Here is a 26225-nt window from a genome sequence, read left to right on the forward strand (position 1 = left end):
ACCTCGCGTCTGCTTCGACGTACCATCCGCCGGCCGATGGATTGTAAAAGGAGATCCCGATGGTCATCGAGCTGACCCCGAGCTTCGAGGTGGTCGACGCGCGCTTCCGCAAGCTCGCGCTCCCGCACGTGCACGTCGACAAGCTGTACACGGGCTGCCGCTGGGCGGAGGGGCCGGCGTGGTTCCCAGCGGGGCGCTACCTCGTCTGGTCGGACATCCCGAACGACCGCATGATGCGCTGGGACGAGACCGACGGCTCGGTCTCGGTGTTCCGCCAGCCCGCGATGAACACCAACGGCCACACGGTCGACCTGCAGGGCCGCCTCGTTTCCTGCGAGCACCGCGGCCGCTGCGTCTCGCGCACCGAGCACGACGGCTCGCGCACGGTGCTCGCGTCGCACTTCGAGGGCAAGCGGCTGAACTCGCCGAACGACGTGATCGTGAAGTCCGACGGCAGCGTCTGGTTCAGCGACCCGAGCTACGGCATCGACGGCGACTACGAAGGCGACGCGTCGCCCAACGAGCAGGGCGCGCAGCGCGTCTATCGCCTCGACCCGGTCTCCGGCGCGCTCACGGTCGTCGCGGACGACTTCGTGCAGCCCAACGGCCTCGCCTTCTCGCCGGACGAGTCGCTGCTGTACATCGCCGACACAGGCGCGACGCACGTGAAGGGCGGCCCGCACCACGTGCGCAAGTTCCGCGTCGACGCGAAGGGCACGCTGACCGGCGGCGAGGTGTTCGCGACCTGCCCGGTCGGCCTGTACGACGGCTTCCGCGTCGACGTGCACGGCAACCTGTGGCTGTCGGCCGGCGACGGCGTGCACTGCCACGCGAGCGACGGCGCGCTCCTCGGAAAGGTGCTGATCCCCGAGACGGTGTCCAACGTCTGCTTCGGCGGCGCCAAGCGCAACCGCCTGTTCATCTGCGGCACGACCTCGCTCTACGCGGTCTACCTGAACACCCGCGGCGCCGGGCGCTAGTCATCGTCCCTCTTGATGTTGCCGGCCGTAGACGAGCAGCATGGCGATGATCACGGCGCCGTAGATGATCTGGCGGCCGGCCTCGGGCATCTGCAGCACGCTGAGCATGCTCTGGAGCAGCACGATCAGGATGGTGCCGAGGACGGTACCGAGATACGTCCCGCGCCCGCCCATGATGTTGGTTCCGCCGATCACCACCGCGGCGATGGCCGGCATGAGGTAGTCGTTGCCCATGGCCTGATAGGCCTTGTGCGAAAAACCCGCCAGCAGCATGCCGGTCATGGCGGAGCACACGCCGCACATCACGAAGGCGCCGATCAGCACGAAGTGCGTTCTGACGCCCGAGAGGTAGACGGCCTGCTCCTGGTTGCCCACGGCATAGATGTAGCGACCGAGCGCTGTCTTCTTCAGCACGAAGGTGCCGACGCCGCCGACAAGGATCCAGACGAACAGCGAGTTCGGGATGGAGAGCGTCTTGCCCACGGCCAGGACCTCCATCCACGCCGGCGCCTCGCTGCGCGGAGCGAAGCCGCCGGTGTAGAGCACCATCAGCCCCTGAAGCACGGTGTTCGTGCCCAGCGTGAAGATCATCGAGGGCACGCGCAGGTAGGCGACGCCGAGCCCGTTCACAAGACCCGCGGCGGCGCCGACGGCCAGGCCGCAGGGCAACGCGGCCCAGCCGCCGAGCCCCGCGGCCAGCATGGCGCTCGAGGTGAGCACCCACGGCAGCGAGAGATCGATGTGACCGAGCAGGATCACGATCATCATGCCCGTGGCGGCCACGCCCAGGAAGGCCGCGATCTGCAGCTGTTGCAGGATGTAGTACGGGCTCAGGAAGCTCAGCGTGCCCTGGGTGATCAGCGTGCCGATCGAGCCGCCCACGAGGACGACGCCGATCGACAGCAGCGTGTACCAGGTCGGCTTGTCGATCTCGCCGAGTCGGCTCTTGAGGGAGAGGGGCTGTTGCATCGAGCTCACCTGAAGACCTGCAGCCGGTTCTTCACGCGGATGACCCAGAGCGCGCCGAGGCAGACGGCCGCGAGCAGGATGAGGCCCTCGAACAGCGGCTGGTAGAGCGGGTTGGCGAGGAGGCCGAGCGCCGAGCCCTCGTCGAAGACGCGGAAGTTGAAGGCGACGGAGCGGAGCACCAGGGCGCCGAAGAGCGAGCCGATGGCGCCGCCGATCCCTCCGTAGAGCGAGGTGCCCCCGATCACGACGCTGGCGATGGAGTTCAGCGTGTAGGAGCCGGCTTGTGGGATGTCGGCGTTGCCCGACGTCGTCTGCAGCGCGAGGTAGAGGCCGCCGACGCTGGCGAAGAACCCAGACAGCGTGTACGCGGCCAGCTTGACGCGCTTGACGCGGACGCCCGACATGTACGCCGCCTCCTGCGACGCGCCGACGGCGTAAGCGCCGAGGCCGTAGCGGGTGCGGCGGTAATAGGTCCAGAGCAGCGCGAGCAGCGCCATCCAGATCGCGGGCGACGGGATCGTGCCGACGAAGCCCAGCGCGCCGTCGAGGGGGGCGGCGCCCGCGGCCTGCAGCAGCTCGTTGACATCGAAGGTGGCCGCGAACGCCAGATCGCCGTCGACCTGGCCGCCGGGCGTCGGTCGCAGGAACAGCGCGATGCCGAGGAAGATCGTGCCCGAGGCCAGCGTGGCGATGATCGGTTGCAGGCGGCCATAGACGACCAGGCAGCCATTGAGAAGGCCCGCCGCCATGCCCACGGCCATACACAGCAGGATGCCCAGGAACACCGTGAGCGCGCTGCCGGCAAGGACGTGCGAGGCCACGCAGTTGACGAGCGTGATCACGGCGCCCACGGACAGATCCAGGCCGCCGGTCAGCACGGGGATCGTCTGGGCCATGGCCGCCGCGACCAGAACGAACGATTCGTTGGCGTTCTGCCCCACCAGCGACGCGCTGAAGCCCTTGGGATGCGAGAGCGAGTAGAGCCCGTAGAACAAGATGCACAGACCGACGGCCACGAGGAGGCCCTGGTTCTGGCGCAGGCGGAGCTTCCAGTCCTTCATCGTGCCTCCGATGGCGCGGGTTCGTCGTCGCGCCTCGCGCGCTCAGGCCCGCCGCGCAGACCGAGGGCCAGGTCCAGGATGTTCTTTTCGGTGATGTCGGGCCCCACGAGCTCGCCCTGGACGCGGTTCCGGTAGAGGACCAGCACGCGGTCACAGCAGCCGATCAGCTCGTCGTAGTCCGTTGTGTAGAAGAGGATGGACGTGCCGGCGTCCGCCAGCTCGCGGAGCAGCTGGTAGATCTCCTGCTTCGTGCCGACGTCGATGCCGCGGGTGGGATCGTTGAGCATCAGCAGCCGCGGCTCCGTCATCAGCCACTTGGCCAGCACGACCTTCTGCTGGTTGCCGCCGGACAGCGACGACACAGGGTGGTCGAGCGAGCCGATCTTGATCTGGATGCGGCGCACCATCTCGTCGACGCGCGCGGCCTCGCGCCGGCGGTCGAGCACCAGGCCGCTCGTGAACTTGTCGAGCGACGCCAGCGACAGGTTCGCGGAGATGGCCATCGGCAGCATCAGGCCTTCGGTCTTCCTGTCTTCGGGCACGAGGGCGATGCCGTGCGCGCGGTCCTTGGCCTGGCGCGGGCTCGTCAGCTTGACCGGCTTGCCGTCGATCTTGATCTCGCCGCGCACATCCTTGAGCACACCGAACAAGCTGAGCAACAGCTCGCGCTGGCCCTGGCCGTCGAGCCCGCCGATGCCGAGGATCTCGCCCTTGCCGAGCTTGAACGACACGTCCTCGAGCTGCTGCTCCCAGCTCAGGCCGCTCACCTCGAGCAGCGTCGCAGGGAAGCTGCGGGCCGCCGGCTTCGGCGGAAAGACGTGGCCCATGTCACGGCCGATCATGAGCTCCACGATCTGGTCGTCGCTGCGCTTGCCCTTGGCGAAGGTCTCGATGTGCCGGCCGTTGCGGAAGACCGACATCACGTCCGCGAGCTCCTTGATCTCGTGCATGCGGTGCGAGATGTAGAGCATGCCGACGCCCTGAGCCTTGAGCTCGGCCAGGAGGTCGTAGACCTTCTTGACGTCGCTGTTGGTCAGGGCGGAGGTGGCCTCGTCCAGGATCAACAGCCGCGGGTCCTTGCCGAGCGCCTTCGCGATCTCGACCATCTGGCGGCGCGAGAGCGGCAGGTCGCTCACCCAGGCGTTCGGGTTCACGCCCTCGCAGCCGACGCGCGCGAGGAGCTCCTCGGCCCTGCGGACCTGCGCCTTGCGATCGAAGAGCCCCAGGCGGTTCGTCGGCATGGAGATGCCGATGTTCTCGGCCACCGTCAGCGTCGGCATCAGGGACAGCTCCTGAAAGACGCAGACGATGCCGGCGGCGTTCGCCTCGATCGGGTGGTCGAACCGGACCGGCTTGCCGTGGAGCAAGAGCTCCCCGGCGCTCGGCTTGACCACGCCGCCGATGATCTTGATCAGGGTGCTCTTGCCCGCGCCGTTCTCGCCGAGGATCGCGTGCACCTTCCCCGCCTCGCAGGCGAAGTCGACGCCGCTCAGGGCGGTGACTCCGCCGTAGTGCTTGGAGACGGCCCGGAGCTCGAGAAGCGGAGGGCTCACCGGTTCGGTCATGATGCTGGGGGGGCCCGCGGGGCGCTACTTCATGTCTACTTGACGTTTACTCGACGTCTACTTCACGTCGGATTCCGACTCGTTCATGATCTTCACGCCCGAGATGTTGACCCCGCAGGGCGGGAACTCGTTGGGCGTGAAGAAGTTGTCGGAGAGCTGCGAGAAAAAGCTCTCGCCGTCCTTCAGCGTGGTGTGATCGGCGGCGGGGATCGGCACGGAGATCATCTGGGGCATCACCTTGCCTTGCAGGCCCTCGAGCGCCGCCTTCATCGCGATGGCCGCGAGCCCCGGCGACTGGCCGAGCGACAGGCCCTTCATGCCCTGTTCGTGGTGCTTCGCGATCAGCTTGCGCACGCCGTTCTCGGCCTCCGTGGCGACCGGGATCGGCTTGTGTCCGGCGTCGAGCAGCGCGCGGACGGCGCCCGTCGAGCCGCCCTGCGCGAAGAGCGCGTCGAACTGGCGGTGCACGGCCAGCGCGTCGGCCACCGCCTTCTGCGCCTTGCCGTCGTCCCAGCTGCCCACCACCTCCACGATGGTGTAGCTCTTCCCCGGCGCTTCCATGACCTGGCGGAAGCCGACGTGGCGGTCGCGATCGACGGAGTTGCCCTGCAGGCCGCGGACCTCGAGCACCTTGCCCTTGCCGCCGAGCTGCTTGTCGAGGAACTCGCCCCACTGGCGCCCCATCGCCAGCTGGTCCTCGTTGACCTGCATCACCTTGTCCGTATCGAGCACGTTGTCGAACGGAACCAGGATGACGTCCTTCTTGTCGGCGAGCCGGATCACGCGATCGAAGCCGTCGGGGCTGACGGCGAGCGTGACGATGCCGTCGAAGCCCTGGTTGATGAAGTCCTCGATCGCGCCGAGCTGGGCCGCGACGTCGGTGCCGGTCGACACCACCTTGAACTCCTTGATCAGCGGCGCGATGGCCGGGTCCTTGGCGAAGGCCTTGGCCGTCTTGACCATCTGGATGCGCCAGGCGTTACCGACGTAGCCGTTGACGAGCGCGAGGCGGAACGGCGGCTTTCGCGCCGTCCACTGCAGATACTTGGTGTCCTGCTTCCACGGCGCGAAGCACTCGGGGTTATAGCCGGGCCCTGGCACGATCTTGGGCCCGTGCCCGCTCGGCGCCTGCTCGGCCGCGGCGCTGGCGGAGCCTCCTGAGGCCACGGCGCTGGCGGCGCCTCCCGCGGCCGGAGCGCTGTCGGGCTTGTCTTTGCAGGCAGAGAGACCCCAGAGCCCGAGCGCACAGCTCAACACCGCCATTGCGCGCCGCGCCGATCCACGTGACTTCAACTGGCCAATCGACATCGTGCCGCTACCTTTCGAGCAAAGAGACGTGGTCGGATGGAGATCTCTACGGCCCATCACACGTCGTCACGTTCTCGCCCTCACCAACCACGAGGGCAATGTCTGTGTGCCGCCGCATGCTCGCGGCAAAAGCACTGGGGTACAAACGATCCGCGTTTGGCGAGCGACGGTGTCGCGCGTCATTCCCGGGGCACCACGCGGAGTTCGCGAGTGCCCTCACAATTCAATGACGCGATCGGCGACGCTCGTGGGGCCTACCACGAGAGATCTTCTGGTTTCGGGGCTTAGGAAATCCAAACGCGATCCGGAAGTCAAGCTTCTCGTTGTGATCGTTCACATCGTACAGCCACGCTGCACGCGTTGGCTGAATGATGAAACTCACGCGATCCGTCTCTTCCTGGAAAAATGGCGCTATATCAAAAGCTCATGTGCCAGAGGAGCTCCGCTCGGCGGCGATGGCGCGACCGAGGAGCCCGATGATGCGCTCCGCATCATAGACGCAACCACCCCAGCTGCCGCCGCTGGCATCCTGAAGCGCAGCCCACAACCGCGTATCCGGGTTCACTCGGCCGTCCGGTTGAAGGGCTGGATTGGGCGCACGGGCGGCAAGGCTGCCGGCATCCACGCCCACGACGTCCACCGTCCCCTCCAGCGTGCGCGTGTCGATCCGCAGCCGGATGCGCTCGCCGTCGCGCACGCGGCCGATGGGTCCACCCGCCCACGCCTCCGGGCTGACGTGGCCGATGCACGCCCCGGTGGAGACGCCGGAGAAACGACCGTCCGTGACCAGGGCGATACGGTGCCCATCCTTCACGTGCTTGAGGGCAGAGGTGATCTGGTACGTCTCCGGCATCCCGATACCGGGGCCGATGCCGATCAGCACCATGACGTCACCCGGTTGCACGGCGCCCGTCTTGATCGCCTCGATCGCCGCGTCCTCGCTGCCGAACACGCGCGCAGGCCCTTCGTGCAGATAAACGCCGTCCGGTCCGATCACCTGGGGGGCAATCGCGGTGCTCTTCACGAGCGCTCCCTCGGGCGCGAGGTTGCCGCGCAGGAAGGTCACCGTGCTGGTGAGGCCGCGCTCGCGTGCCTTCCCGGCGGACATGATCACGTCGTCCGGATCGATGCCGTCCAGCTGCCGCAGCTTGTCGCGCAGGCGCCGGCGCCGCTCGCTGTGCTCCCACCACTCGAGGTTCTCGCCCAGAGTCCGACCGCTGACGGTGCGCGCGCCGAGCCGCAGCAGGCCGAGCTCGCGCAGATGGAGCATAACCTCCGGGACGCCTCCCGCGAGGAAGACCTGAACCGTGGCGTGGTGTTTCGGCCCGTTGGGCAACACGTCCACGAGGCGCGGAACGAGGGCGTTGATGCGCGCCCAGTCGTCCACCGTGGGGCGCCGGAGCCCGGACGCATGCGCGATCGCCGGCACATGGAGCACCAGGTTGGTCGACCCGCCGACGGCGGCGTGCAGCACCATGGCGTTGTGGACCGAGTCGTCGGTGACGATGTCCCGCGTGGTCACCCCACGTAGCTCGAGGGCCATGAGCGCGTGCGCGGAGCGGCGGGCGAGGTCGCGCCAGATCTCGGCGCCCGACGGGCTGAGCGCGCCGTGCGGGAGGGCGAGGCCGAGCGCCTCCGCCACCACCTGGCTCGTCGCGGCCGTGCCCATGAACTGGCAGCCGCCGCCGGGGGAACCGCAGGCGCGGCAGCCCATCTCGGCCGCGTAGTCGAGGCTCACCTCCCCGCGCGCATAACGCGCCGCGAGGGTCTGGACCTTGGCTGTGTCCTCGGCCTCCTCCGCGAGGAGCGTGACGCCTCCCGGCACGATCACCGTGGGGAGGTCGGGGGTGCCGGCGAGCGCCATCAACATGGCCGGCAGGCCCTTGTCGCAGGTGGCGACGCCGAGCACGCCGCGGCGGGTGGGCAGCGAGCGTATCAGCCGTCGAAAGACGATGGCGGCGTCGTTGCGGTAAGCGAGGCTGTCGAGCATGCCGACGGTGCCATTGGTCCGCCCGTCGCACGGATCGCTGACATAGCCGGCGAACGGGATGGCCCCGCCGGCCGTGAACGTGCGGGCTGCCTCCTCCATGAGCAGCCCGACCTCCCAGTGCCCCGTGTGGTACCCGAGCGCGATCGGCGTGCCGTCGGGCGCGCGGATCCCCCCCTGCGTGCTGAGCACGAGGAACTGCTTCCCTCGCAGGCGCGCAGGATCCCACCCCATCCCGGCATTCTGAGTCCAGCCGAACAGCTCGCCGCTGGACATGGCGCGCAGCTGCTCGGCCCCGAGCGGGAGGCGCCCCGATGGTCCGGGCGCGGTGGTGCGCAGGGTGTAGATCGCCTCGCTGCCGGACTCCAACACCGGATCGTGGCTCATGCGCGGGGTGCGATGGGGTCGCGGGTGGCTCGGCCGTCGACGAGGCGTGAGATCCCGAGCGGGTTCTCGTCGCGCAGCTCCAGCGGGAGCAGCGCTGGCGGACACGACTGGTAGCAAACGGGGCGTGCGAAGCGGAGGATGGCCGCGGTCCCAACCGACGTGAAGCGCACGTCGCTGCTCGCTGGATACGGCCCGCCGTGGTGCATGGCGGGCGACACCTCCACGCCCGTCGGGTAGCCGTTGAAGAGGAGGCGGCCCGCGACGCGGCCGAGGACATCGACGAGGTCCTGGGCGGCGGCGAGATCGTCGGCGGTCCCGTGCAGCGTGGCGGTGAGCTGGCCGTCGAGCGCGCCGAGGAGCCGAAGCAACTCTCCGCGGTCCGAAGCGGTGACGAGCAGCGTGTACGGTCCGAAGATCTCGTGCGCGAGGTGCGGCTCCCGCGCGAAGTCGGCGGCGGAGACGCGAGCGACGCGCGCGCCGGCGTCGGTCAGCCACTCCACGCCTCTCAGCTCCCGCACGGAGCGGTCGAACGACTCCTGGATACCGGCGTGCAGCATCACACCAGGCTTGATGGCGCGGGCTCGGTCGGCGACCGATCGCGCGAACGCGTCCCATTCAGGGGAGGCCAGCCCCAGGACGAGGCCGGGCTTGGTGCAGAACTGGCCGACGCCGAGCGTGCACGAGTTGATCAGCCCTTCGGCGATCGCGTCGCGGCGCTCGCGCAGCGCGCCGGGCAGCACGACCAGCGGGTTGACGCTGCTCATCTCGGCAAAGACCGGGATGGGCCGCGGGCGGGCGGCGGCGGCGTCACAGAGGGCGCGCCCCGCGCGGCTGGACCCGGTGAAGCCCACCGCCTGGATGGCCTCGTGGCGCACCAGCGCGAGCGAGACCTCGGGCGAGGCGCCGTGCACCATGCCGAACACGCCCGCGGGCAGGCCCGCCTTCTGCACGGCGGAGCGCAGGGCCGAGGCCGCGAGATCGGAGGTACCAGGGTGCGCCGGGTGGGCCTTGACCACGACCGGGTTGCCCGCGGCGAGGGCAGAGGCGGTGTCGCCGCCGGCAACGGAGAACGCGAGGGGGAAATTGCTCGCGCCGAAGACGGCGACCGGACCGATCGGCCGCAGCACGCGCCGCACGTCGGGGCGCGGGAGCGGCTTGCGGTCGGGCAGCGCGGGATCGATCCGGGCATCGACCCACGAGCCCTCGCGCACGACGGCGGCGAAGAGGCGCAGCTGGCCGGTGGTGCGGGCGCGTTCGCCTTCGAGGCGGGCGACGGGCAGCCCGGTTTCCCGGTGCGCTGTCTGGATCAGGGGGTCGCCGAGCGCCATGATCTCGTCGGCGGCCGTCTCCAGGAACCGGGCGCGCATCTCCGGCGCGAGGCCGGCGAAGGCGGGCGCCGCGGCGGCGGCGGCGCGGGCGGCGGCGTCGATCTCGGCGGCGGTGGCGTCACGGTAGGCGCCGAGCGCTTCCCCGGTGGCGGCGTCGTGGGCAAGGAATTCCATGGGGTGCCTCGTCAACCTCGAGATACCGGGTTCGCCAGCGTGCCGACGCCCTGGATCGTGATCTCCACGAGATCGCCGGGCTCCAGGGTGAACGAGTCCGGCGGGACGATGCCGGTCCCGGTCATGAGGACGACGCCCGCCGGGAAGCTCAGCTCGCGCGTGAGGTAGGCGACGAGCTCCTCTGGCGAGCGACGCATGCTCGCGGTCGAGGTCTTCCCCGCGAACACCGCCTCGCCACGGCGCTGGATCGCGAGCTCGATGGAGAGCGCGCGCAGGTCGAGCCCGGGCTCGTCCGCGAGCACGATGGCGGGGCCGAGCGCGCAGCAGCCGTCGTAGACCTTCGCCTGCGGCAGGTAGAGGGGATTGTCGCCCTCGATGGACCGCGACGAGACGTCGTTGCCGGCCGTGTAGCCGACGATGCGGCCCGCCGTGGAGACGACGAGCGAGAGCTCCGGCTCGGGCACGTTCCAGCTCGAGTCGCGCCGGATGCGCACCGGCGCGCCCGGGCCGGCGACCAGGCGGGGCGTCGCCTTGAAGAACAGCTCGGGGCGCTCGGCCTCGTACACGCGGTCGTAGAAGTCGCCGCCGCCGGCGCTCTCCTCTTTGCGCGCGGCGCGCGAGCGCTCGTAGGTGACGCCCGCGGCCCAGACTTCCTGCCCGTCGATCGGGGCGAGCAGCGGGACGTCGGGCGGGAGGGGGTGGGCCGCGGCGCGCGCGCGCGCGTCGCGCACCGCGCCGAGGGGATCCGGCAAGGCGAGCCACGAGGCGACGGACGCGAACGCCTCCGGGGATGCCGCCGTGAGGTCGTGGCGCGCTCCCCGCTCGTCCTCGAGCCCGAGCCGAGCACCGCCACCGCCCGCAAACCGAAACAGCTTCATGTCCGCACCTCCCTACAGAGTCGCCCTGTCGATCGCGATGCCAGGAGCGCGCCGCCCTGCGCGTCCACCCACGCACTCTCGATGCAATCCTGGAATCGCGTCAACACTTCTCTCGTCCCGGGCCCTACGATCGGACCGCTCGATGCGCTACGGCTCCTTGTTCATCGCGCTGAGCGCGTCGCTCCTGTGGCTTGCGGTCGTGGTCGGCGGCGCCGGATTCGCCCTCCTCTGGCCGGCGCTGAGCTTCGCCCTCGTCGGCGCTGCCTACCTCGCGCGCCAGCCCGCCCTGCTGGGACGGGTCACTGCTACTACACGACGAAGAACAAGCGGACGATGACGGAGAAGATGCAGATGAAGAAGTACGATCCGATCGCCCGCAAACACGTGGTCTTCACGGAAGGGAAGATCTCGAAGGGAGCAGGCAGGTAATCGCGACTCCAGCGCTCGCTGCAGCCAGCGCGGGCGCGCTGCGCTGCAGCGAGCGCGCCGCCGAGGCTGCGTCAGCCGGCCTGCATGGAGCGCCTCAGGAGTTGAGCTGCTCCGGCCCTGCCCCTCTCTCCTGTTCACTCAGGTCACTCGCGTCCTCCCACGCCGGGAAGGGATCCTCGAACCGGCTCCACGCGGACGGCCCCGCGGCCATCTCGTCCGGCGTGAGCAAGCAGGCGTCGAGCCCGCGCGTGAGCTCCTCTCGGGCCATGTCGACGCCGATGAAGACGATCTCCTGCCGACGGTCGCCCCAGATCGGATGCCACGCGGCGGCCGGCCCGTCGTCCTCGGGCCGCTCCTCCTCCGGCAAGGCCGCGTACCAGAGCCCCGCCGCCTCGAACGAGGCGGCGCCGCCCGCCTGGGACCAGGAACCCGTGATGTCCATGCGCGTCGCGAGCCAGAAGAACCCCTTGGAGCGGAGCACTCCATCCCAGGCGGCCGCCCCGTGGAGGAAGGCCCAGAGCCGCTCCGGGTGCATCGGGCGCTCCGCGCGGTAGACGAAGCTCTCGATCCCGTACTCCTCGGTCTCGGGGGCGTGCTCCCCGCGCAGCTCCCGCATCCAGCCGGGCGAGCGCGCCGCCTCTTCGAAATCGAAGCGCCCGGTGCCGAGGATCTCGCGAGGATCGACACGGCCGCGGCAAGCCCTGACGATCCGGGCGCCGGGGTTCAGGTGCAGCAGCATCGCCGTGAGCCGCTCGACCTCGTCCTCGCTCACGAGATCCGTCTTGTTGAGCACGAGCACGTTCGCGAACTCGATCTGCTCGACGAGCAGATCCGCGACCGTGCGCTCGTCGTCGCCGTCCAGCGCGGCCTCTCGCGCGCGCAGGTCGTCAGCGCTCGTCCAGTCGGCGAGGAACCGCTGCGCGTCGACGACCGTGACCAGCGTGTCGAGCCGGGCGACCTCGGAGAGGCGCTTGCCCGTCGCCGGGTCGTCGAAGGTGAACGTCTCGGCGACCGGGAGCGGCTCCGAGATGCCCGTCGACTCGATCAGCAGGTAGTCGAAGCGCCCCTCGGCCGCCAGGCGGGCCACCTCGACGAGGAGATCCTCCCGGAGGGTGCAGCAGATGCAGCCGTTCGACATCTCGACGAGCCGCTCCTCCACGCGGCGCAGCGCCGCGCCCCCGCCCCGCACGAGCGCGGCGTCGACGTTGACCTCGCTCATGTCGTTGACGATCACGGCGACGCGCAGCGAATCGCGGTTCGCCAGGACGTGGTTGAGCAGCGTGGTCTTGCCGGCGCCCAGAAAGCCGGACAGCACGGTCACAGGAAGCTTTTGCGTCACGTCGAGATCCTCTCTCGCCAGCGCCGGCGCGCTCCAGCGCGTGCGGGTGCGCCTGCCGCGCGCGCAGCGTGCGGTGAACGGGGTGCATCCGCGACCGCGGCGCGATCGGCGGGGCCCCGGGCTGGCGTGGGCTCGATGTAATGCAATCAAGATGCACTTGCAATGAAATAGCCTCTGTCGCCGGGGCGCACGCCGGACACCTCGCGCGCGGGCCGGGGCGCCGCGGCCCCGCGCGCCGAGACCGACCCGATCGCCGCGCCCAGCGCGGGCCGCCTTGCCGCCTGCTCGCTCGCCTCGACGGGCGCCGGCTCGGCGCTACGGTAGCCGCGTGGCCGCGACACGCTCCCCGGCGGCCCAGCGCGCCGCCCCCCGCTGCGCGGGAATGGGCGGCGCTGGCGGGGCGGGTCTGGCGGCTCGCCTGGCCCGCGATCACGCACATGCTGCTCCTGACGCTGGTCTTCCTCGTCGGGCGCGGCATGGTCGGTCGTTACTCCACGACCGCGCTCGCCTCGATGCAGATCTGCGGGACGCTCACGTGGACCATCGTCTCCGTGTTCAGCGCCACCTCCGCCGCCCCTCGCGCGTTGTGCTTCGCCTCCCGGGCGCAAGAGCTCCGGCTTGTTCAACAAGGATGCAAGGAAGAAGATGGAGAGAGAGGGCTGCCCACCCCCCGTTGGTGCTCGGCGCTTCGCGCCTGCGCGCCGCCGGCCCCTCCCAGGTCCGGCGCTGCGCGCCGGACGGGAGGGGGTCGCCGTCGTGTCCGGACCCCCAAGGCGGGGTTTGCTCACGAGACATCTCCCGGGCCGGTTTGGGACGCGAGGCCGCGCTCGCGGGCACCGCAGCGGTGCACGTCGGCTCTACAGAAGAGATCGGATCGAGCGCGCCAACCTGCTCAGGAAAGTGCAGCGGGCCAGTCGATTTCCGGCAGCGCCCGGCGTCATCGGAACGCATGGCGCGCGTCGCGCGGGTGGCGCCCACGCACGCGCGCGGTGCACATCGACAAAGCGGGGCTGAGCCGGTCTCGGGCCACTTTCGTGGGTGGAGAGTTGCTCCGGCTGCCCATCGGCCATCAACCGACAGTTGCCGGCTGACCCGCCGAGTCGCACCCCGCAGGGTGCGACCTGCGGCACGCAAGGTGCGGTTGGGCTGCTACCGCGCCGAGCGAGGGACGTGAAGGCCCAATGCGCGTGCCCAAGGGCGAACCCTCCTCGCCACGAGCCATTGCCGATGAGCGCCGTTTGTTGCCAGATTTTGTTGAGGACAGTGCGTTTTTTCTCTCGGGCACGCCCGTCGGCCCACCGTTACTGGGCGAACTCCTGCGTATCGGCCTTGATGCCTGTGGCGGCGCTGTCGCCGTCGCCGTTGCCGCCGGGGCCGGGCTCGCCGGTAGTGATGGTGAGGCCGCTCGCGGGGGGCGGAGTGCCGCGGAAGGCGATGCCGAGGGAGTGTCCTCCGAGGCCGCCACCGCCGTTGCCGCCGTTGCCGCCCTTGCCTCCCGGTCCGCCGGAGCAGCCGGCCTTGAGGTCCTCGACACCGGTCGGCAGGGTGCCGCCGAGGCCGCCGAGGCCACCGCTGCCGCCCTCTTGACCGGGGCCGCCGTTGCCGCCGCGCCCGCCGCGACCGGTCTTGAGCGAGACGTCGTCGAAGGTGAGGGCGGCGTCGAGGCTGACGAGGGCGATGCTGGCGCCGCCGGGGCCGCCGGGGAGGCCGCCCTTGCCGCCGCAGCCGCCGGGGCCGCCGGAGCCGCCGCTGGCGCCGCCGGCGGAGTCGGGGGCGCACTGGTTGGCGGCGGTGCCGCCCTTGGCGCCGCCGCCCCCGCCGCCGCCCTGCGCGGTGGTGCCCGCAGCGCCGGCGTAGCCGGGGACGCCGGCGTAGCCAGAGGAGGAGAGCGCGCCGAGGCCGGTGGCGCTGGCACCGGGGTCGCCGGCGGCGCCCTCGTCACCGGCGGTGCCGGTGGTGCATTCCAGCGCCCTCTCGCCCATGCCACCCAGACCGCTGGCGCCGCTCGGCCCACCTGGCGAACCAGCTCCACCTTCGGTCAACTGCCCGATGCCTCCGGTACCGCCCGATGAATCGTCGCTCGGGTCGTCCGGCGTGCCGCACGCATTCTGCTTGACACCGCCGCCGAATATCATTTCTCCCGAGCACGCCTCCTTGCCCGGGTTGCCTTGCTCGCCGGCGGGCGCCGCTTCGGTGTACGCCTCGCCGTCGGTACCGTCGGCTGCGTTGCCTGCCTCGATCGTGCAACGCGCCATCTCGACGGCGACGCCCTCCGCGAGCGCGGCGATGGACGACAGACCCCGCGCTGCCGTGTTGCTCGGGTCGATGGCGCGCGCTGTGACCTGCACATCCTCGACGCGCACCGCACCGTCGCCGCCGCGCATCACGAGCGGGATCTCGCCTTCGGGGGCGGAGAGCGTCGTCTTCTCATTGTCGCCGATCCAGCCCCAGCCGCTCGCGCAGTCGAGCCCACCGAAGAGCGCGACGCCGCCGGGCAGCTCGACTTGGCCCTCGAACGTCTCGGCGCATGCGTACACCCGTCGCGCGGTACCGTCCTGCTGCGCCAGTGCGACGGCGTGCTGGATCGTCTTGACGGGCGCACCCTTCGTCCCCGCCGCGGAGTCATCTCCCGCGGCCGCGACGAACACCCCGCACTCGTCGTCCACGGCGCTTCCGCTTCTGTTCGGCACGCACCCCGCCGGCGTGCTTCCTCCTCCTCCGCCTGTGTCCCCGAAATCGCATCGTGCCTCGAACAAGCAGCCATCCCGTCGCGATCCGCATCCCGCGCCGGCGGTCGCGAGCCCGGCGAGCACGACAACGACACCGCTCCAGCTCATCCGTCGCATCACCGTTTTCCTTTGGTCACCCCAAATCGTCGCTCGGTCCGCCGTGTGCTCGCTCAAAACGCACCTCCGATCGTGAACCCGGCGCTCTGCGCGGTGACCACTGGGGCGATGTGCACGGCGTGTGAAGCCGCCGCCCGCGGCGTCTCGACCGGCCAGAAGACGGACGCTAGCGCCGTGCCACCGAGCACGGCGCCTGCGGTTACGAATCCTGCAATTGCTAGGCGCCACGTCGTTCCCTCGGCGCTGTTCGCGTCGGCGAGCGCGTCGCAGCGCGCCCTGAATGCGGGGTCGCTGCACGCGTTGACGCCGCCGTCCTTCACAACCGAGTGGAGCGCCTCGTCCGCCTCCTCGCTCTTGCCGTTCGATACGACCGCCAGCGCCACACCCGCCGCGAGCGCCGCGCCGCCGAGCGCGAGGCCGCCGATCACGACGCCGTCGCGCACCCGCGTATCCGGCGGCGCGACCGGCGGCGCCGTCGGTGCGACCGGCGGCGGCGCTGACGTCGCGGCCGTCGGCGTCGTCGTCGCCGTCGTCGCGGCCTGCGGCATCCGCGGTTGCAGCGCGATATTCCGCTGCGTCCCCGCCTCGAACCGCTCCTTGATCTGCGCGACGGCGCCGGTGCCCGTCCGCGCTTCCAGCATGTGCTCGCCGGGCTCCAGGAACAGCGGCGCGGGGAGCGGCGCCTGCCCCACGGCCTTGCCGTCGACGAGCACGGTGGCGCCGGGCTCGACGTCGATGTCGACAACCGCGATCTTCGCCAGCGCCTCGTCGAACAGGCGGCGGTGCTCTAGGCTCAGCTCCGCCCGCGTCCCGTCGGCGGCGGGCTGGGTGAGGGCCGACAGGTGTTCGGCGGCGTCGCGGTACAGGCCGAGCTTCACCTCGCAGGCGGCCAGGTTGCCCGCGATCTGCCGGTACGGCTTGATGCTCCACGCGGCGAGGTGCGAAGCGCGGCACTCCTCGTACTTCCGCTGGTTCCACGCCGCGACGCCCTTCGCGAACAGCTCGCGGGCCATCGCTGAGATGGCGTCTTCCTTCGGCGGCGCGGGCGGCGCGGTCTTCGGTGGCGCGGGCAGCGCCGGGCTCCCCGCCGCGGGCGGTGCGGCGCTCGCCGCCGTGGGCGGGAGCAGCAGCGCGGCGACGAGCAGGGCGGCGATCGGTCGATGGATCTTCATAGGCTCTAGAACTCGGGCTTGTCTCCGAAGGGCGGAGGGGGTTGTGGCGGGAGGTTCGGTGGCGGGGCGGACCGGGACGCCGCGGAGGAGCGCGGCGCCGGGGGACGCTGGGTGTTCGGCAGCGCTCGAGGCGAGGCGCCCCGCGGCGTCGTCGCCGGTACCGTCGGTGCCGCGGGTACCGAGGCTGGCGTGCTCGGGGCGGTCAGCGCGCTCGGAGCGACCGGGGCCGAGGCCGTCGTGCTCGGAGCAGACGCCGAGGCCGTCGTGCTCGGAGCCGACGCCGTGGCGGACGCGCTCGGAGCCGACGTTGTTGCGGTCGCGCTCGGGGCCGGCGCCGCGCTCGCCGCGCCCGGGAGCGCGCTCGGGGGCGCCGGTGGGGAGAGCGCGCCGCCGCGATCGTCCTCCTGGGCGCTCTTCTTCCCGGCCAGGAAGGCGAGCGCCGTCGGAACGAGGACGCAGAGCGCCGCGACCACCGCGATGAGCGCGTACCGGAGCCACCGTCGCGCCCGAGGCCGCGCCGTCGCCGCGCCCCCCGCGGCGCCGGGCACGGCCGTCCCCGGCGCCGTCGCCGGCACCGCCGCGGGCGTGGCCTTCGCCGCCCCTCGCGCGCCGCGCTTCGCCTCCTGGGCGCAAGAGCTCCGGGTTGTTCAAGAAGGATGCAAGGAAGAAGATGCAGAGAGGGAGAGGGCTGCCCACCCCCCGTCGGTGCTCGGCGCTGCGCGCCTGCGCGCCGCCCGCCCCTCCCAAGTCCGGCGCGCAGCGCCGGACGGGAGGGGTGCGTCGTCGTGTGGGGACCCCCAAGCCGGGTTTGCGCACGAGACATCTCCTGGGCCGGTCTGGGATGCGAGGCAGCGCTCGCGGGCACCGCTGCGGTGCGCGTCGGCTCTGCAGAGAGATCCGATCGAGCGCGCCGATCGGCTCAATAAAGTGCAGCGGGCCCAGTCGATTTCCGGCAGCGCCCGGCGTCATCGGCGCGCGGGCGGCAGCCGCGCATGCGCGCGGCGCCCATCGACAAAGCGGGGCTGAGCCGGTCTCGGGCCACTTTCGTGGGTGGAGAGTTGCGCCGGCTGCCCATCGGCCACCAACCGGCAGTTGCCGGCTGACCCGCCGAGTCGCACCCCGCAGGGTGCGACCTGCGGCACGCAAGGTGCAGTTGGGCTGTTACCGCGCCGAGCGAGGGACGTGAAGGCCCAACGCGCGTGCCCAAGGGAGAACCCTCCTCGCCACGAGCCATTGCCGATGAGGGCCCTCCGTTGCCAGGTTTTGTTGAGGGCAGTGCGGTTTTTCTCGGGCACGTCCGTCGGCGCACCGTTACTGGGCGAACTCCTGTGTGTCGGCCTTGATGCCTGCGGCGGCGCTGTCGCCGTCGCCGTTGCCGCCGGGGCCGGGCTCGCCGGTGGTGATGGTGAGGCCGTCGGTGGGGGGCGGGGAGCCACGGAAGGCGATGCCGAGGGAGTGTCCGCCGATGCCGCCGCCGCCGATACCGCCGTTGCCGCCCTTGCCACCCGGCCCGCCGGCGCAGCCGGCCTTGAGGTTTTGGATGCCATCCGGCACGATGCCGCCCGAGCCGCCCAGGCCGCCGATTCCTCCCTCTTGACCAGGCCCGCCGTTGCCGCCGCGACCGCCGCGGCCGGTCTTGAGGAAGACGTCGTCGAAGGTGAGCTCGGCGTCGAGGCTGATGAGGGCGATGCTGGCGCCGCCCGGTCCGCCCGGCTTGCCGCCCTTGCCGCCGCAGCCGCCGGGGCCGCCGGAGCCGCCGCTGGCGCCGCCGGCGGAGTCGAGGGGGCACTGGTTGGCGGTGGATCCGCCCTTGGCGCCGCCACCGCCGCCGCCGCCCTGCGCGGTGGTGCCCGGCGTGCCGGGCCTGCCGGAGAGGCCGGTGTAGCCAGAGGACGAGAGCGCGCCGAGGCCGGTGGCGCTCGGGCCGGGCTCGCCGGTGGCGCCCTCGGCGCCGGCGGCGCCGGGGGAGCACGCGTTGACGTTTTCTCCGAGGCCGCGGTTCTCGTCGCCCGCTGGCGTGCCGGCGGATCCGTCTGCGCCACTGTCGAGCTGTCCGATTCCGCCGGTGCCGCCCGTGGAATCATCGCTCGGGTCGTCCGGTGTGCCACACGCATTCCGCTTGACACCACCGGGCACGACGATCTCCCCCGAGCACGCCTCCTTGCCCGGGTTGCCTTGCTCGCCGGCGAGCGCCGCATCGGTGTATGCTTCGCCGTCGGTGCCGTCGCCAGCGTCGCCCGCCTCGAGCGTGCAGCGCGCCATCTCGACAGCGACGCCCTCCACGAGGGCGGCGACGGACGACAAGCCCCGCGCTGCCTCATGGCTCAGGTCGATGGCGCGCGCGGTGACATGGACGTCCTCGATGCGGATGGCGCCGTCACCGCCGCGCATCACGAGCGGGATCTCACCTTCGGGCGCGGTGAGCGTCGTCTTCTCGTTGTCGCCGATCCAGGTCCAGCCGTTCGCGCAGGCGAGCCCTCCGAAGACAGCCAGGCCGCCGGGTAGCTCGACCTGCCCCTCCAACTCTTCGGCGCACGCGTACACACGACGTGTAGCGCCCTCTTGCTGTGCCAGCGCCAAGGCCTGCTGAATCGTCTTGACGGGCGCGCCCTTGGTCCCCGCCGCGGCATCGTCCCCCGAGGCCGTGACGAACACCCCGCACGCGTCGTCTACCGGCCGGCCGCTCGTGCTCGGCACGCACCCTTCCGGCGTGCCCCCACCGCCGCCGCTGCCGTCGACCGGCCCGCATCGAAACCGGTGCGGGCAGTCCGGTGGCAGTGTGCTGCACCCTGCACCGGCGGCGACCGCGAGGCCAGCCAGCACGACAACGACACCGCTCCAGTCCATGCGTCGCATCACCCTCTTCCTTTGGCCACCGGAAGTCGCCCCTTGCTCCGCCGCGTGCTCACTCAAAATGCACCTCCGATCGTGAGCCCGGCGCTGTGCGCCGTCATGGTTGGCGTAACGCGCACGCCGGGTGAGGCTGTTGTCCGCGGCGTCCCGACCGGCCACAGCACGTACGCGAGCGCGGTGCCGCCCAGCGCGGCGCCCGCAGTCACCAGGGCGGCGATCGCCAGGTTCCTCGTCGTCTCCTCGGCGATGTACGTGTCGTCGAGCGCGTCGCAGCGCGCCCTGAACGCGGGATCGTTGCACGCGTTCGCGTCGCCGCTCATCGCGATCGATCGGGTCGCCTCGTTCACTTTCTCGCTCTTTCCGTTCGACACGACCACGAACACCACCCCCGCCGCGATCGCCGCTCCTCCGAGCGCGAGCCCTCCGATCACGACCCCGTCGCGCACCTGCGTATCCGGCGGCAGCGTCGGCGGCGGCGCGACCGGTGGCGGCGCCTCTGCCGGCTCCGGTGTCGTGGTCGCCGGCTGCGGCGCTTGCAGGTGGAGATCGATGTTCCGTTGCGTGCCCGGAGCGAGCGTGAGCGGGACCTGCTCATGACCGCCGGCGCGCGATCGCCCTTCGATGGTGTGCTCGCCCGGGTCCAGGTAAAGCGGCGTCGAGAGCGGCGTCTGCCCCACAAACTTGCCGTCGAGCACGATGGTCGTACCGGGCTCGGCGTCGATCTGGACGACGGCGATCTTCGCCATCGCCTCGTCGAGCAGGGCGCGGTGTTCCTGGCTGAGCGGCACTGGTTTGCCGTCGGCGTTGGGCCGCATGAGGAACGCCAGGTGTTCAGCGGCGTCCCTGTAGCGCCCGACTTTGAGCTCGCAGGCCGCCAGGTTGCCTGCGATCTGCCGGTGCGGCCGGATGCTCCACGCCGCGAGGAACCATGCGTGGCACTGGTCGTACTTCCCCTGCATCCACGCCTCCTCGCCCTTCGCGAAGATGTCCCGCGCCGCCCGCGACATGGCGTCGGCTTGCGCTGGCGCTGGCGAGGTGGCCTGCGGCGTCGCGGCCGCAGGGGCTTGCGGTGGCGCGGGCGGGGCGGCGCTCCCTGCCGCGGGCGACAGCACGAGGGCGGCGAGGAGCGAGGCGGCGAGCGATCGATGGGTCTTCATGGGCATTAGAACTCCGGCTTATTTCCGAAGGGAAGAGGCGGGTGCACGGTGGCGGTCGCCGCCGGGGCGGGCGCGGCCGACGCGGCGGAGCGCGGCGCCGGAGCGCGCTGCGCGCTCGGCAGCGCCCGGACCGCGCCGGCTCGCGGGGCGGGCACGGCCGCCGCGTTCGGGCGCACCATCGCGCTCTGGGCGGGGGCGGTGGCCGAGGCGGTCGGGGCGGCGAGAGCCGAGGCCGAGGCGGTCGGGGCGGCGGTGGCCGAGGCGGGCGCGCTTGGGGCGACCGGTGCCGAGGCCGAGGCGCTCGGGGAAGCCGTCGAGGCCGGCGCGCTCGGGGCCGGCGCCGAGCTCGCCGCGCCCGGGAGCGCGCTCGGCGGCGCCGGTGGGGAGAGCGCGCCGCCGTGATCGTCCTCCTGGGCGCTCTTCTTCCCGGCCAGGAAGGCGAGCGCCGTCGGAACGAGGACGCAGAGCGCCGCGACCACCGCGATGAGCGCGTACCGGAGCCACCGTCGCGCCCGAGGCCGCGCCGTCGCCACGCCCCCCGCGGCGCCGGGCACGGCCGTCCCCGGCGCCGTCGCCGGCACCGCCGCGGGCGTGGCCTTCGCCGCCCCTCGCGCGCCGCGCTTCGCCTGCTGCTGCGCCGCCTCCTGCCGCGTCAGCACGTCCTGGAGGCGCGGGTTCTCGATGGCGCGGCGCATGTTCTCGTCCGAGGCGTCCTGATCCGCGACCCGGCGCAGGGTCTCATCGTTCGGCAGGTAATTCTTGACGTCGTGGCTCATGCGGCACCTCGATCAGAACGGCCGTGCGGGCGCCTTGCGCGCGGGTGGCGGCGGGGCGGCGCGCCGGCGGTCGGGTGCCGGCATGCCATAGATGTCGTCGTCCTTCTCCAGCACCGTGACGGGCGGCCGGGCGCCCTTCGCGCCAGGCGTCGCCCGTGGCTGCGGCGCCGCGGCGGCTGGGCGCGGTTGCGGCGCCGCGAGGGCGGATCGCGGTTGCGCTGGCGCAGGCGACGTCGGGGGCTCGGCCGCGACGTGGGGGGCGTCCGGCGTGGCAGGGGGAGGGGTCGTCGCCGCCTCCTGCGCCGAGGCCGCCGGCCGCGCGCTGCCGTCTGCCGCGGGCGACGCCGCCCCGCCGGCCGCGGGCCCCACGGTCGGCGGCTGCGCGGGCTCCTCCAGCGGCTCGACGCTCGAGGGCGGCGCCGGTGCGCCGGCGCTCGACGCCCCCTCCGGCGGGCTCACAGTCACGATCCGCCTCTCTTCAGGCTCGGTCGCGACGGGCGCCGGGGCCGCGACGTCGCGAGGTGAGCGCCAGACGAGCACGAGCCCGGCCGAGAGCCCCAGCGCCAGCGAGCACGCGACGGCGGCGGCCCACCCCAGCCGCGCTCTCCGGCGCCGGTCGATGGGCGGTGGACCCAGCCCGATCGATCCGGATGGGATGCCCTGCGTCAGGGCGGTCCCTGCCCACGGCGATCCTCCGCTCGACGCCGCGCCGAGCTCGACCGACTGGGGCGGCATGCTCGGCTGGGCCGGCATGGTCGACTGGGCCGGCATGCTCGGCTGGGCCGGCATGCTCCCCGGCAGGCCGGCCCCGGCCCACGGCGGTGCTCCGCTCGGTGCGGCGCTGAGCTCGGCGGGCCGCAGCGGCGCGGTCGAGGGCGCGGGGCCCTCGAACGAGCGCGCCCACGGGTTCGGATCGGTCGCGGCGGTGGCCGCGTGCGGCGCGCTCGCTCGCGCGCCGGCGCTTCCTCCCAGCGGGGCGGTCGAAAACCCCGCCCGCCCCGTCGCCTCCGGCGCGTACGCGCCCGGCCCCGGAGCGCCCGTGGGCATCCCGCGAGCGTCGAGGAGCGGCGCGGTCGTGGGCGCCACGGTCGCCGGCTGCTCCCACGGCAGGGTGCCGTGAGGCGTCGGCGCGACGCCGGTCGCGGGCACCCATGCGCCCGCCGCCGCGTCCGCCGCCGGTTGCTCGGGCGTGGGCGCCGCCGCCGCGCCCGCCGCCGCTTGCTCGGGCGTGGGCGCCCCCACGGCCGCCGCCGGCCCCGCCATGGCGGTCGCCACGCCCGCCCCCGCCGGCCCCGGCGCGCCGGGCATCCGCGCCGTCCAGCCGCGGCCCCGCAGCTCGGGCGGCGCGGCGCCCGCCGGCCGGAACGGCAGCGCCGCCTCCGGCGCCCGGAACGCGGCGGCGAGCGGCGCCGTCCCGAACTGCGGCACGTGAGGCGCTCCGTCCGGCCCCGGCCACGCGGCGTGCTCGTCGGTGCTCTCCGGACCGCCGCCCGCGCCCCGCGCCGCGCCGGCGTCGAGCTCCGCCCAGCTCGCCTGGCGGTTCCGGGGCTGGGGCGCGATCGGTGGGTCGCGCCGGTGCTCCGCCGCGAGCGGGATGCGTCCCTCGTCGCGGGGGTGCTCCTCCCGGTAACGGCGGACCGCCCGCGCCAGCGCGCGCTGGACCTCGGCCGCCCGGGGCCGCTCGCGCGGGAGCTTCGACAGCATCCGGCCGACGAGATCGCTGATCTCCCGGGCGTCGAAGCCCGGCACCGCCTCCACGAGCGGCGTCGGCACGGCGTGGACCTGGTGGAGCATCACCTCGCCCGCGGTCGGCACCTCGTGCGACGTCGCCGCGAACGTGTGCCGGCCGGCGATCATCTCGTAGAGGATCATCCCGATCGCATACACGTCCGACGCCTTGGTCGCGCCGTCCCCGAGCATCTGCTCCGGCGCCATGTAGTGCACCGTCCCGATGTTCGCGAACGGGTCGCTCGACGTGTGCCCCGCCGGCTGCCGCCGGATCCGCTTGGCGATCCCGAAGTCCACGACCTTGACCAGCCCGGCGCGCGTGACGAGGGCGTTCTCGGGCTTGAGGTCGCGGTGCACGATGCCCGCCCGGTGGGCCACGCGGACGGCGTCCGCGATCTGCGCGGCGATCGAGAGCGCGCTCGGGAGGTCCAGCGCGCCGGCGCGGAAGATCAGCTCCCGGAGCGAGATGCCCTCGATGAGCTCCATGACGATGTACATCACCCCGCCGCGCGTGATACCCGCGTCGTAGACCTTGACGATGGCGGGGTGGTCGAGCTCCGCCAGGACGCGCGCCTCCTTGCGCTGCCCCTGGGCGAAGCCGCCGCCCTGCATGTACTTGCGCCGCACGACCTTGAGCGCGACGCGCCTCCCCAGGTACTCGTCCTCGGCGACGTAGACCTGCCCCATGCCGCCCTCGCCGAGGAGCCGCACGATGCGGTATTTCTCGCAGCGATCGCCGGTGGCGTAGGTCCGGTCCTCGGCCGGCGGCGGCGCGTCCGAGCGGGTGCCCTCCGGTAGGCTCATGGCGAGCTGCCTTCTACGCAGCGCGCTCGCGGCGGGTCAATGGCGCCCGCGGCGCGGGGGCGCGCGCGGTACGGCTCTGGGAGGGCGTTCAGCGCTGCGGGCACGGGGCTCTGGCGGGGGCGCCGCGGCTTTGGGAGCCCCTGCAGAGTGATCGGGCGCTGGAGCCGGATGTGCTCAGGAAATCAGCGGGCGGCGATCGAATCGGGGGCGGCCTCCGAGGAGGACGCTGGGACGACGGGCAGCCCCGTCGCCGCTCCTGCGCAGCCCCGTCGCCGCTCCTGCGCACCCATGTTGGTGTCCTTTGTTACGGTCGATCGGCGCCTGCGCGGCCCCGGCGCCCCTCCTGCGCAGTCCCGTTGCCCTCCTGCGCGGCCCCGGCGCCCCTCCTGCGCAGTCCCGTTGCCCTCCTGCGCAGCCCCGGCGCCACTCGTGCGCGCCCCAGAGGCCCTCCTGCGCAGCCCCGGCGCCACTCGTGCGCGCCCCAGAGGCCCTCCTGCGCAGCCTCGGCGCCTCTCCTGCGCACCCATGTTGGTGTCCTTTGTTACCGTCGTTCGGTGCCTGCGCAGCCCTGGCGCTTTCCTGCGCAGCTCGTGCATGAGTTCTGCGCGGCAATCGGGTGGCCCCTGCGCAGCGTCGGTGTCCCCCTGCGCAAGCCTCGACGGCCTCCTGCGCGCCCTCGCGCTCTGCTCGGGCTCGAGCGGGAGCGAAAGCTCGACGCCCACCATCTCGGCCACGTCCCGGGTGCTCGGGCGCCTGGGCGGCTTGGCGCCGCTCGGCTTCCTGGTGCTCCCCGCGATGATGCCGCCGCCGTACCGCAGGTCGCCGGAAATGTGACCGCTGCCTGATGTCGAGAATGTCCTCGGTCGGCGCGAGCTCGGGTCGGCAGATATAAGGCGCGCGCACGATCTCCTGGGTGAAGTACCGAAGGTCGTCCCTCTTCGCAAAGCCCGCGAGCTGGGAAACATTGTTGAGCCGAACGTCAATCAGCGTCCGAACCTCGGCCTCCTTGAGGCGTCCGAAGAACCGCTCGGCCGAAGTCTTCGTGAAGCCAATCCAGCGTCTCTTGCCCACGCGGACGCGCTCACCCGAGCCGGTTGTGGGCAAGCGGGCGCGCGAGGGGTCGCTCGACACGCGTCGAGCGTCGGATGCACATCATCGCGTTCCCCACGTCGTTCGTCGAGCTCACTTCCTGAAAAGACGTCCTTGTCTGGCGGGGCGGATGATGTCGGAGTTCTTTACCTTCGTCGACATCTCGCGTTCCTCACCGTTCCCTCCGCGCTTCTCGAACTCGAGGTCAGCACACAGCCGGTTGACGGCGTCGCCGAGCGTTGCCAGATCCGCCGGCGTCTCGTTGCAGAGGGCGCTGTAGAGATCCTCGAGGGAGACGCCGCTCTGGTGCCTGGCGTGGAAGATTGCCGGCAGCTCCTCGACGAGAGCCTTGACCGTCCGCGTCTTCGCCGAGTCGTCGAACTCGAACGAAAACGGCAAGAGGATCTGGTCCCTGTTCTTCGTCGGATCGAAGCCCAGCATCATCGTGCCCTCGCGGCCGAAATGTTCGAAGTGGTTGCTCACCGACCAATGGAGGGCCTTCACGACGTCGTTCGCCCTGGAGCTATTGGCAAGGTGCAGGAACCAGTACGAACGGTGGCTGAGCTGAGACCTGATGAAAAATGGCGTATAGCACTTGGCAGAAGCGCGCTTCGCGAACGTCTCGTGCAGGAGAAGCTGGATCAAGCGCATCAATTGGCCACGGTCCTGGGTGGACAGCGTCGCCGCTTCGTCCATCTCCCGGAAACCGGAAAGGAACGCGTCCAGTTCGGGCGCGACCAGGCGCGCGTCCTTCAGCCTGGAGAGCGCCTCTCCGGCTGTCTTCGCGTGTGCGGAGATGTAGTCTACCGCCAGGGTCAGAAACACCTCCGCTGTGGGAATCTCCGTCATGATCCTCGCGATGAAGTCGACGGGGATGGCACTATAACCGTACTGGTCGAGCACGAAGATCGGCCGCGGGCGCCTCGGAGTCGTAGCCTTGATCCGATCCAGGACACTATCGAGCTCCTCCTCGAACGCCCCACGCCGAAGGTCGACCTTCTCTCGGATGAAGCTCTCGCCGACATGCGACTTCAACGTTTCAGTCAGATAAGCGTGAGTCTTGGGGTTCTTCTCGATAAAGACGTAGCTCGCGTCGACGGAGAACGGCTTCTTACGGCCAGTCGTGGCGTTGAGCCGCGCCTCTGCGGCCCGGACAGCGTTGATCAGGATGAGCGGTGAGCCGGGGTGGAGCGTGTTGCCCTGGCCTTCGACGACGTACTGACCTCCTCCGGCGAACCCGTCGATGAGCATCAATTTGAGGGGTACAGTGCCGCCTCTGGTCAAGATGGGGATATACCGCTCTATGTACTCCCTCAGGATCGTGTGCTTCGCCAAGCTGTGGGCTCCCAGCGTCGCTGGGCCGTCAGAATAATCGTATTTCGGCACGACGCGCTC

At 71.6% G+C, this 26225-nt stretch carries 17 protein-coding genes and 2 pseudogenes; 3 read left to right on the top strand and 16 right to left on the bottom strand.

The genetic code is table 11. The features are described from left to right. Positions 1–59 precede the first annotated feature (59 nt). Positions 60–980, top strand: coding sequence for an SMP-30/gluconolactonase/LRE family protein (locus WMF19_RS46390; protein WP_437896207.1), 921 nt, complete (start codon positions 60–62; stop codon positions 978–980). On the opposite strand, the gene WMF19_RS46395 is transcribed toward WMF19_RS46390, so the two are convergent. The 7 genes from WMF19_RS46395 to WMF19_RS46425 all read right to left on the bottom strand — a co-directional run bounded on the left by WMF19_RS46395 (position 981) and on the right by WMF19_RS46425 (position 10637). Then, positions 981–1949, bottom strand: a complete 969-nt coding sequence (locus tag WMF19_RS46395) for an ABC transporter permease (RefSeq protein ID WP_272101894.1) — start codon at positions 1947–1949, stop codon at positions 981–983. It abuts the gene before it with no gap. Positions 1950–1954: 5 nt separating this feature from the next. Further along, complete coding sequence (locus WMF19_RS46400; protein ID WP_437896208.1) at positions 1955–3010, bottom strand: ABC transporter permease; 1056 nt, start codon at positions 3008–3010, stop codon at positions 1955–1957. After that, positions 3007–4575: a sugar ABC transporter ATP-binding protein gene (locus WMF19_RS46405; RefSeq protein WP_437896209.1), complete on the bottom strand. Its 1569-nt coding sequence runs from the start codon at positions 4573–4575 to the stop codon at positions 3007–3009. The genes WMF19_RS46400 and WMF19_RS46405 overlap by 4 nt, the downstream gene beginning before the upstream one ends. Positions 4576–4632: 57 nt before the next feature. Beyond that, positions 4633–5829: a sugar ABC transporter substrate-binding protein gene (locus WMF19_RS46410; protein ID WP_437901753.1), complete on the bottom strand. Its 1197-nt coding sequence runs from the start codon at positions 5827–5829 to the stop codon at positions 4633–4635. A gap of 478 nt (positions 5830–6307) precedes the next feature. Further along, positions 6308–8257, bottom strand: coding sequence for a YjhG/YagF family D-xylonate dehydratase (locus WMF19_RS46415; RefSeq protein WP_437896210.1), 1950 nt, complete (start codon positions 8255–8257; stop codon positions 6308–6310). After that, the gene (locus tag WMF19_RS46420) at positions 8254–9759 is read right to left on the bottom strand and encodes an aldehyde dehydrogenase (NADP(+)) (protein WP_437896211.1); all 1506 of its coding nucleotides are present in this window, start codon (positions 9757–9759) and stop codon (positions 8254–8256) included. The genes WMF19_RS46415 and WMF19_RS46420 overlap by 4 nt, the downstream gene beginning before the upstream one ends. 11 nt (positions 9760–9770) lie before the next feature. Continuing rightward, positions 9771–10637, bottom strand: a complete 867-nt coding sequence (locus WMF19_RS46425; RefSeq protein ID WP_437896212.1) for a fumarylacetoacetate hydrolase family protein — start codon at positions 10635–10637, stop codon at positions 9771–9773. Positions 10638–10925: 288 nt separating this feature from the next. Here WMF19_RS46425 and rpmG point away from each other — a divergent pair. Continuing rightward, positions 10926–11066 (top strand): annotated as a pseudogene (gene rpmG / locus WMF19_RS46430) (50S ribosomal protein L33); the annotation flags it as partial. Positions 11067–11160: 94 nt separating this feature from the next. Here rpmG and zigA read toward each other — a convergent pair. The 7 genes from zigA to WMF19_RS46465 all read right to left on the bottom strand — a co-directional run bounded on the left by zigA (position 11161) and on the right by WMF19_RS46465 (position 23741). Continuing rightward, complete coding sequence (gene zigA, locus WMF19_RS46435; protein WP_437896213.1) at positions 11161–12405, bottom strand: zinc metallochaperone GTPase ZigA; 1245 nt, start codon at positions 12403–12405, stop codon at positions 11161–11163. 1301 nt (positions 12406–13706) lie between these two features. Then, the gene (locus WMF19_RS46440) at positions 13707–15095 is read right to left on the bottom strand and encodes a PGRS family protein (protein WP_437896214.1); all 1389 of its coding nucleotides are present in this window, start codon (positions 15093–15095) and stop codon (positions 13707–13709) included. 209 nt (positions 15096–15304) lie between these two features. Further along, positions 15305–16423 carry a hypothetical protein gene (locus WMF19_RS46445; protein WP_437896215.1) on the bottom strand — a complete coding sequence of 373 codons (1119 nt, stop codon included), beginning with the start codon at positions 16421–16423 and terminating at the stop codon, positions 15305–15307. A gap of 1311 nt (positions 16424–17734) precedes the next feature. Then, a complete protein-coding gene (locus WMF19_RS46450; RefSeq protein WP_437896216.1) occupies positions 17735–19279 on the bottom strand; it encodes a PGRS family protein in 1545 nt (514 codons plus the stop codon). A 53-nt stretch (positions 19280–19332) separates the two neighbouring features. Continuing rightward, entirely contained in the window at positions 19333–20433 is a 1101-nt protein-coding gene (locus tag WMF19_RS46455; protein WP_437896217.1) for a hypothetical protein, read from the bottom strand. Positions 20434–20438: 5 nt separating this feature from the next. Then, positions 20439–21209, bottom strand: a complete 771-nt coding sequence (locus WMF19_RS46460; protein WP_437896218.1) for a hypothetical protein — start codon at positions 21207–21209, stop codon at positions 20439–20441. A gap of 12 nt (positions 21210–21221) precedes the next feature. Next, entirely contained in the window at positions 21222–23741 is a 2520-nt protein-coding gene (locus WMF19_RS46465; protein WP_437896219.1) for a protein kinase domain-containing protein, read from the bottom strand. 636 nt (positions 23742–24377) lie between these two features. On the opposite strand from WMF19_RS46465, the gene WMF19_RS46470 reads away from it, so the two are divergent. Continuing rightward, a complete protein-coding gene (locus WMF19_RS46470; protein ID WP_437901792.1) occupies positions 24378–24575 on the top strand; it encodes a hypothetical protein in 198 nt (65 codons plus the stop codon). 6 nt (positions 24576–24581) lie between these two features. Here the strand turns inward: WMF19_RS46470 and WMF19_RS46475 are convergent. Next, positions 24582–24872: pseudogene (locus WMF19_RS46475) on the bottom strand (DUF488 family protein); the annotation flags it as partial. 51 nt (positions 24873–24923) lie between these two features. Continuing rightward, positions 24924–26216 (bottom strand): three-Cys-motif partner protein TcmP, encoded by a 1293-nt coding sequence (locus WMF19_RS46480; protein WP_437896220.1) that lies wholly within the window; start codon positions 26214–26216, stop codon positions 24924–24926. Positions 26217–26225 lie beyond the last annotated feature (9 nt).

Source organism: Sorangium sp. So ce124 (genome assembly GCF_051525235.1).
Classification (GTDB): domain Bacteria; phylum Myxococcota_A; class Polyangia; order Polyangiales; family Polyangiaceae; genus Sorangium; species Sorangium atrum.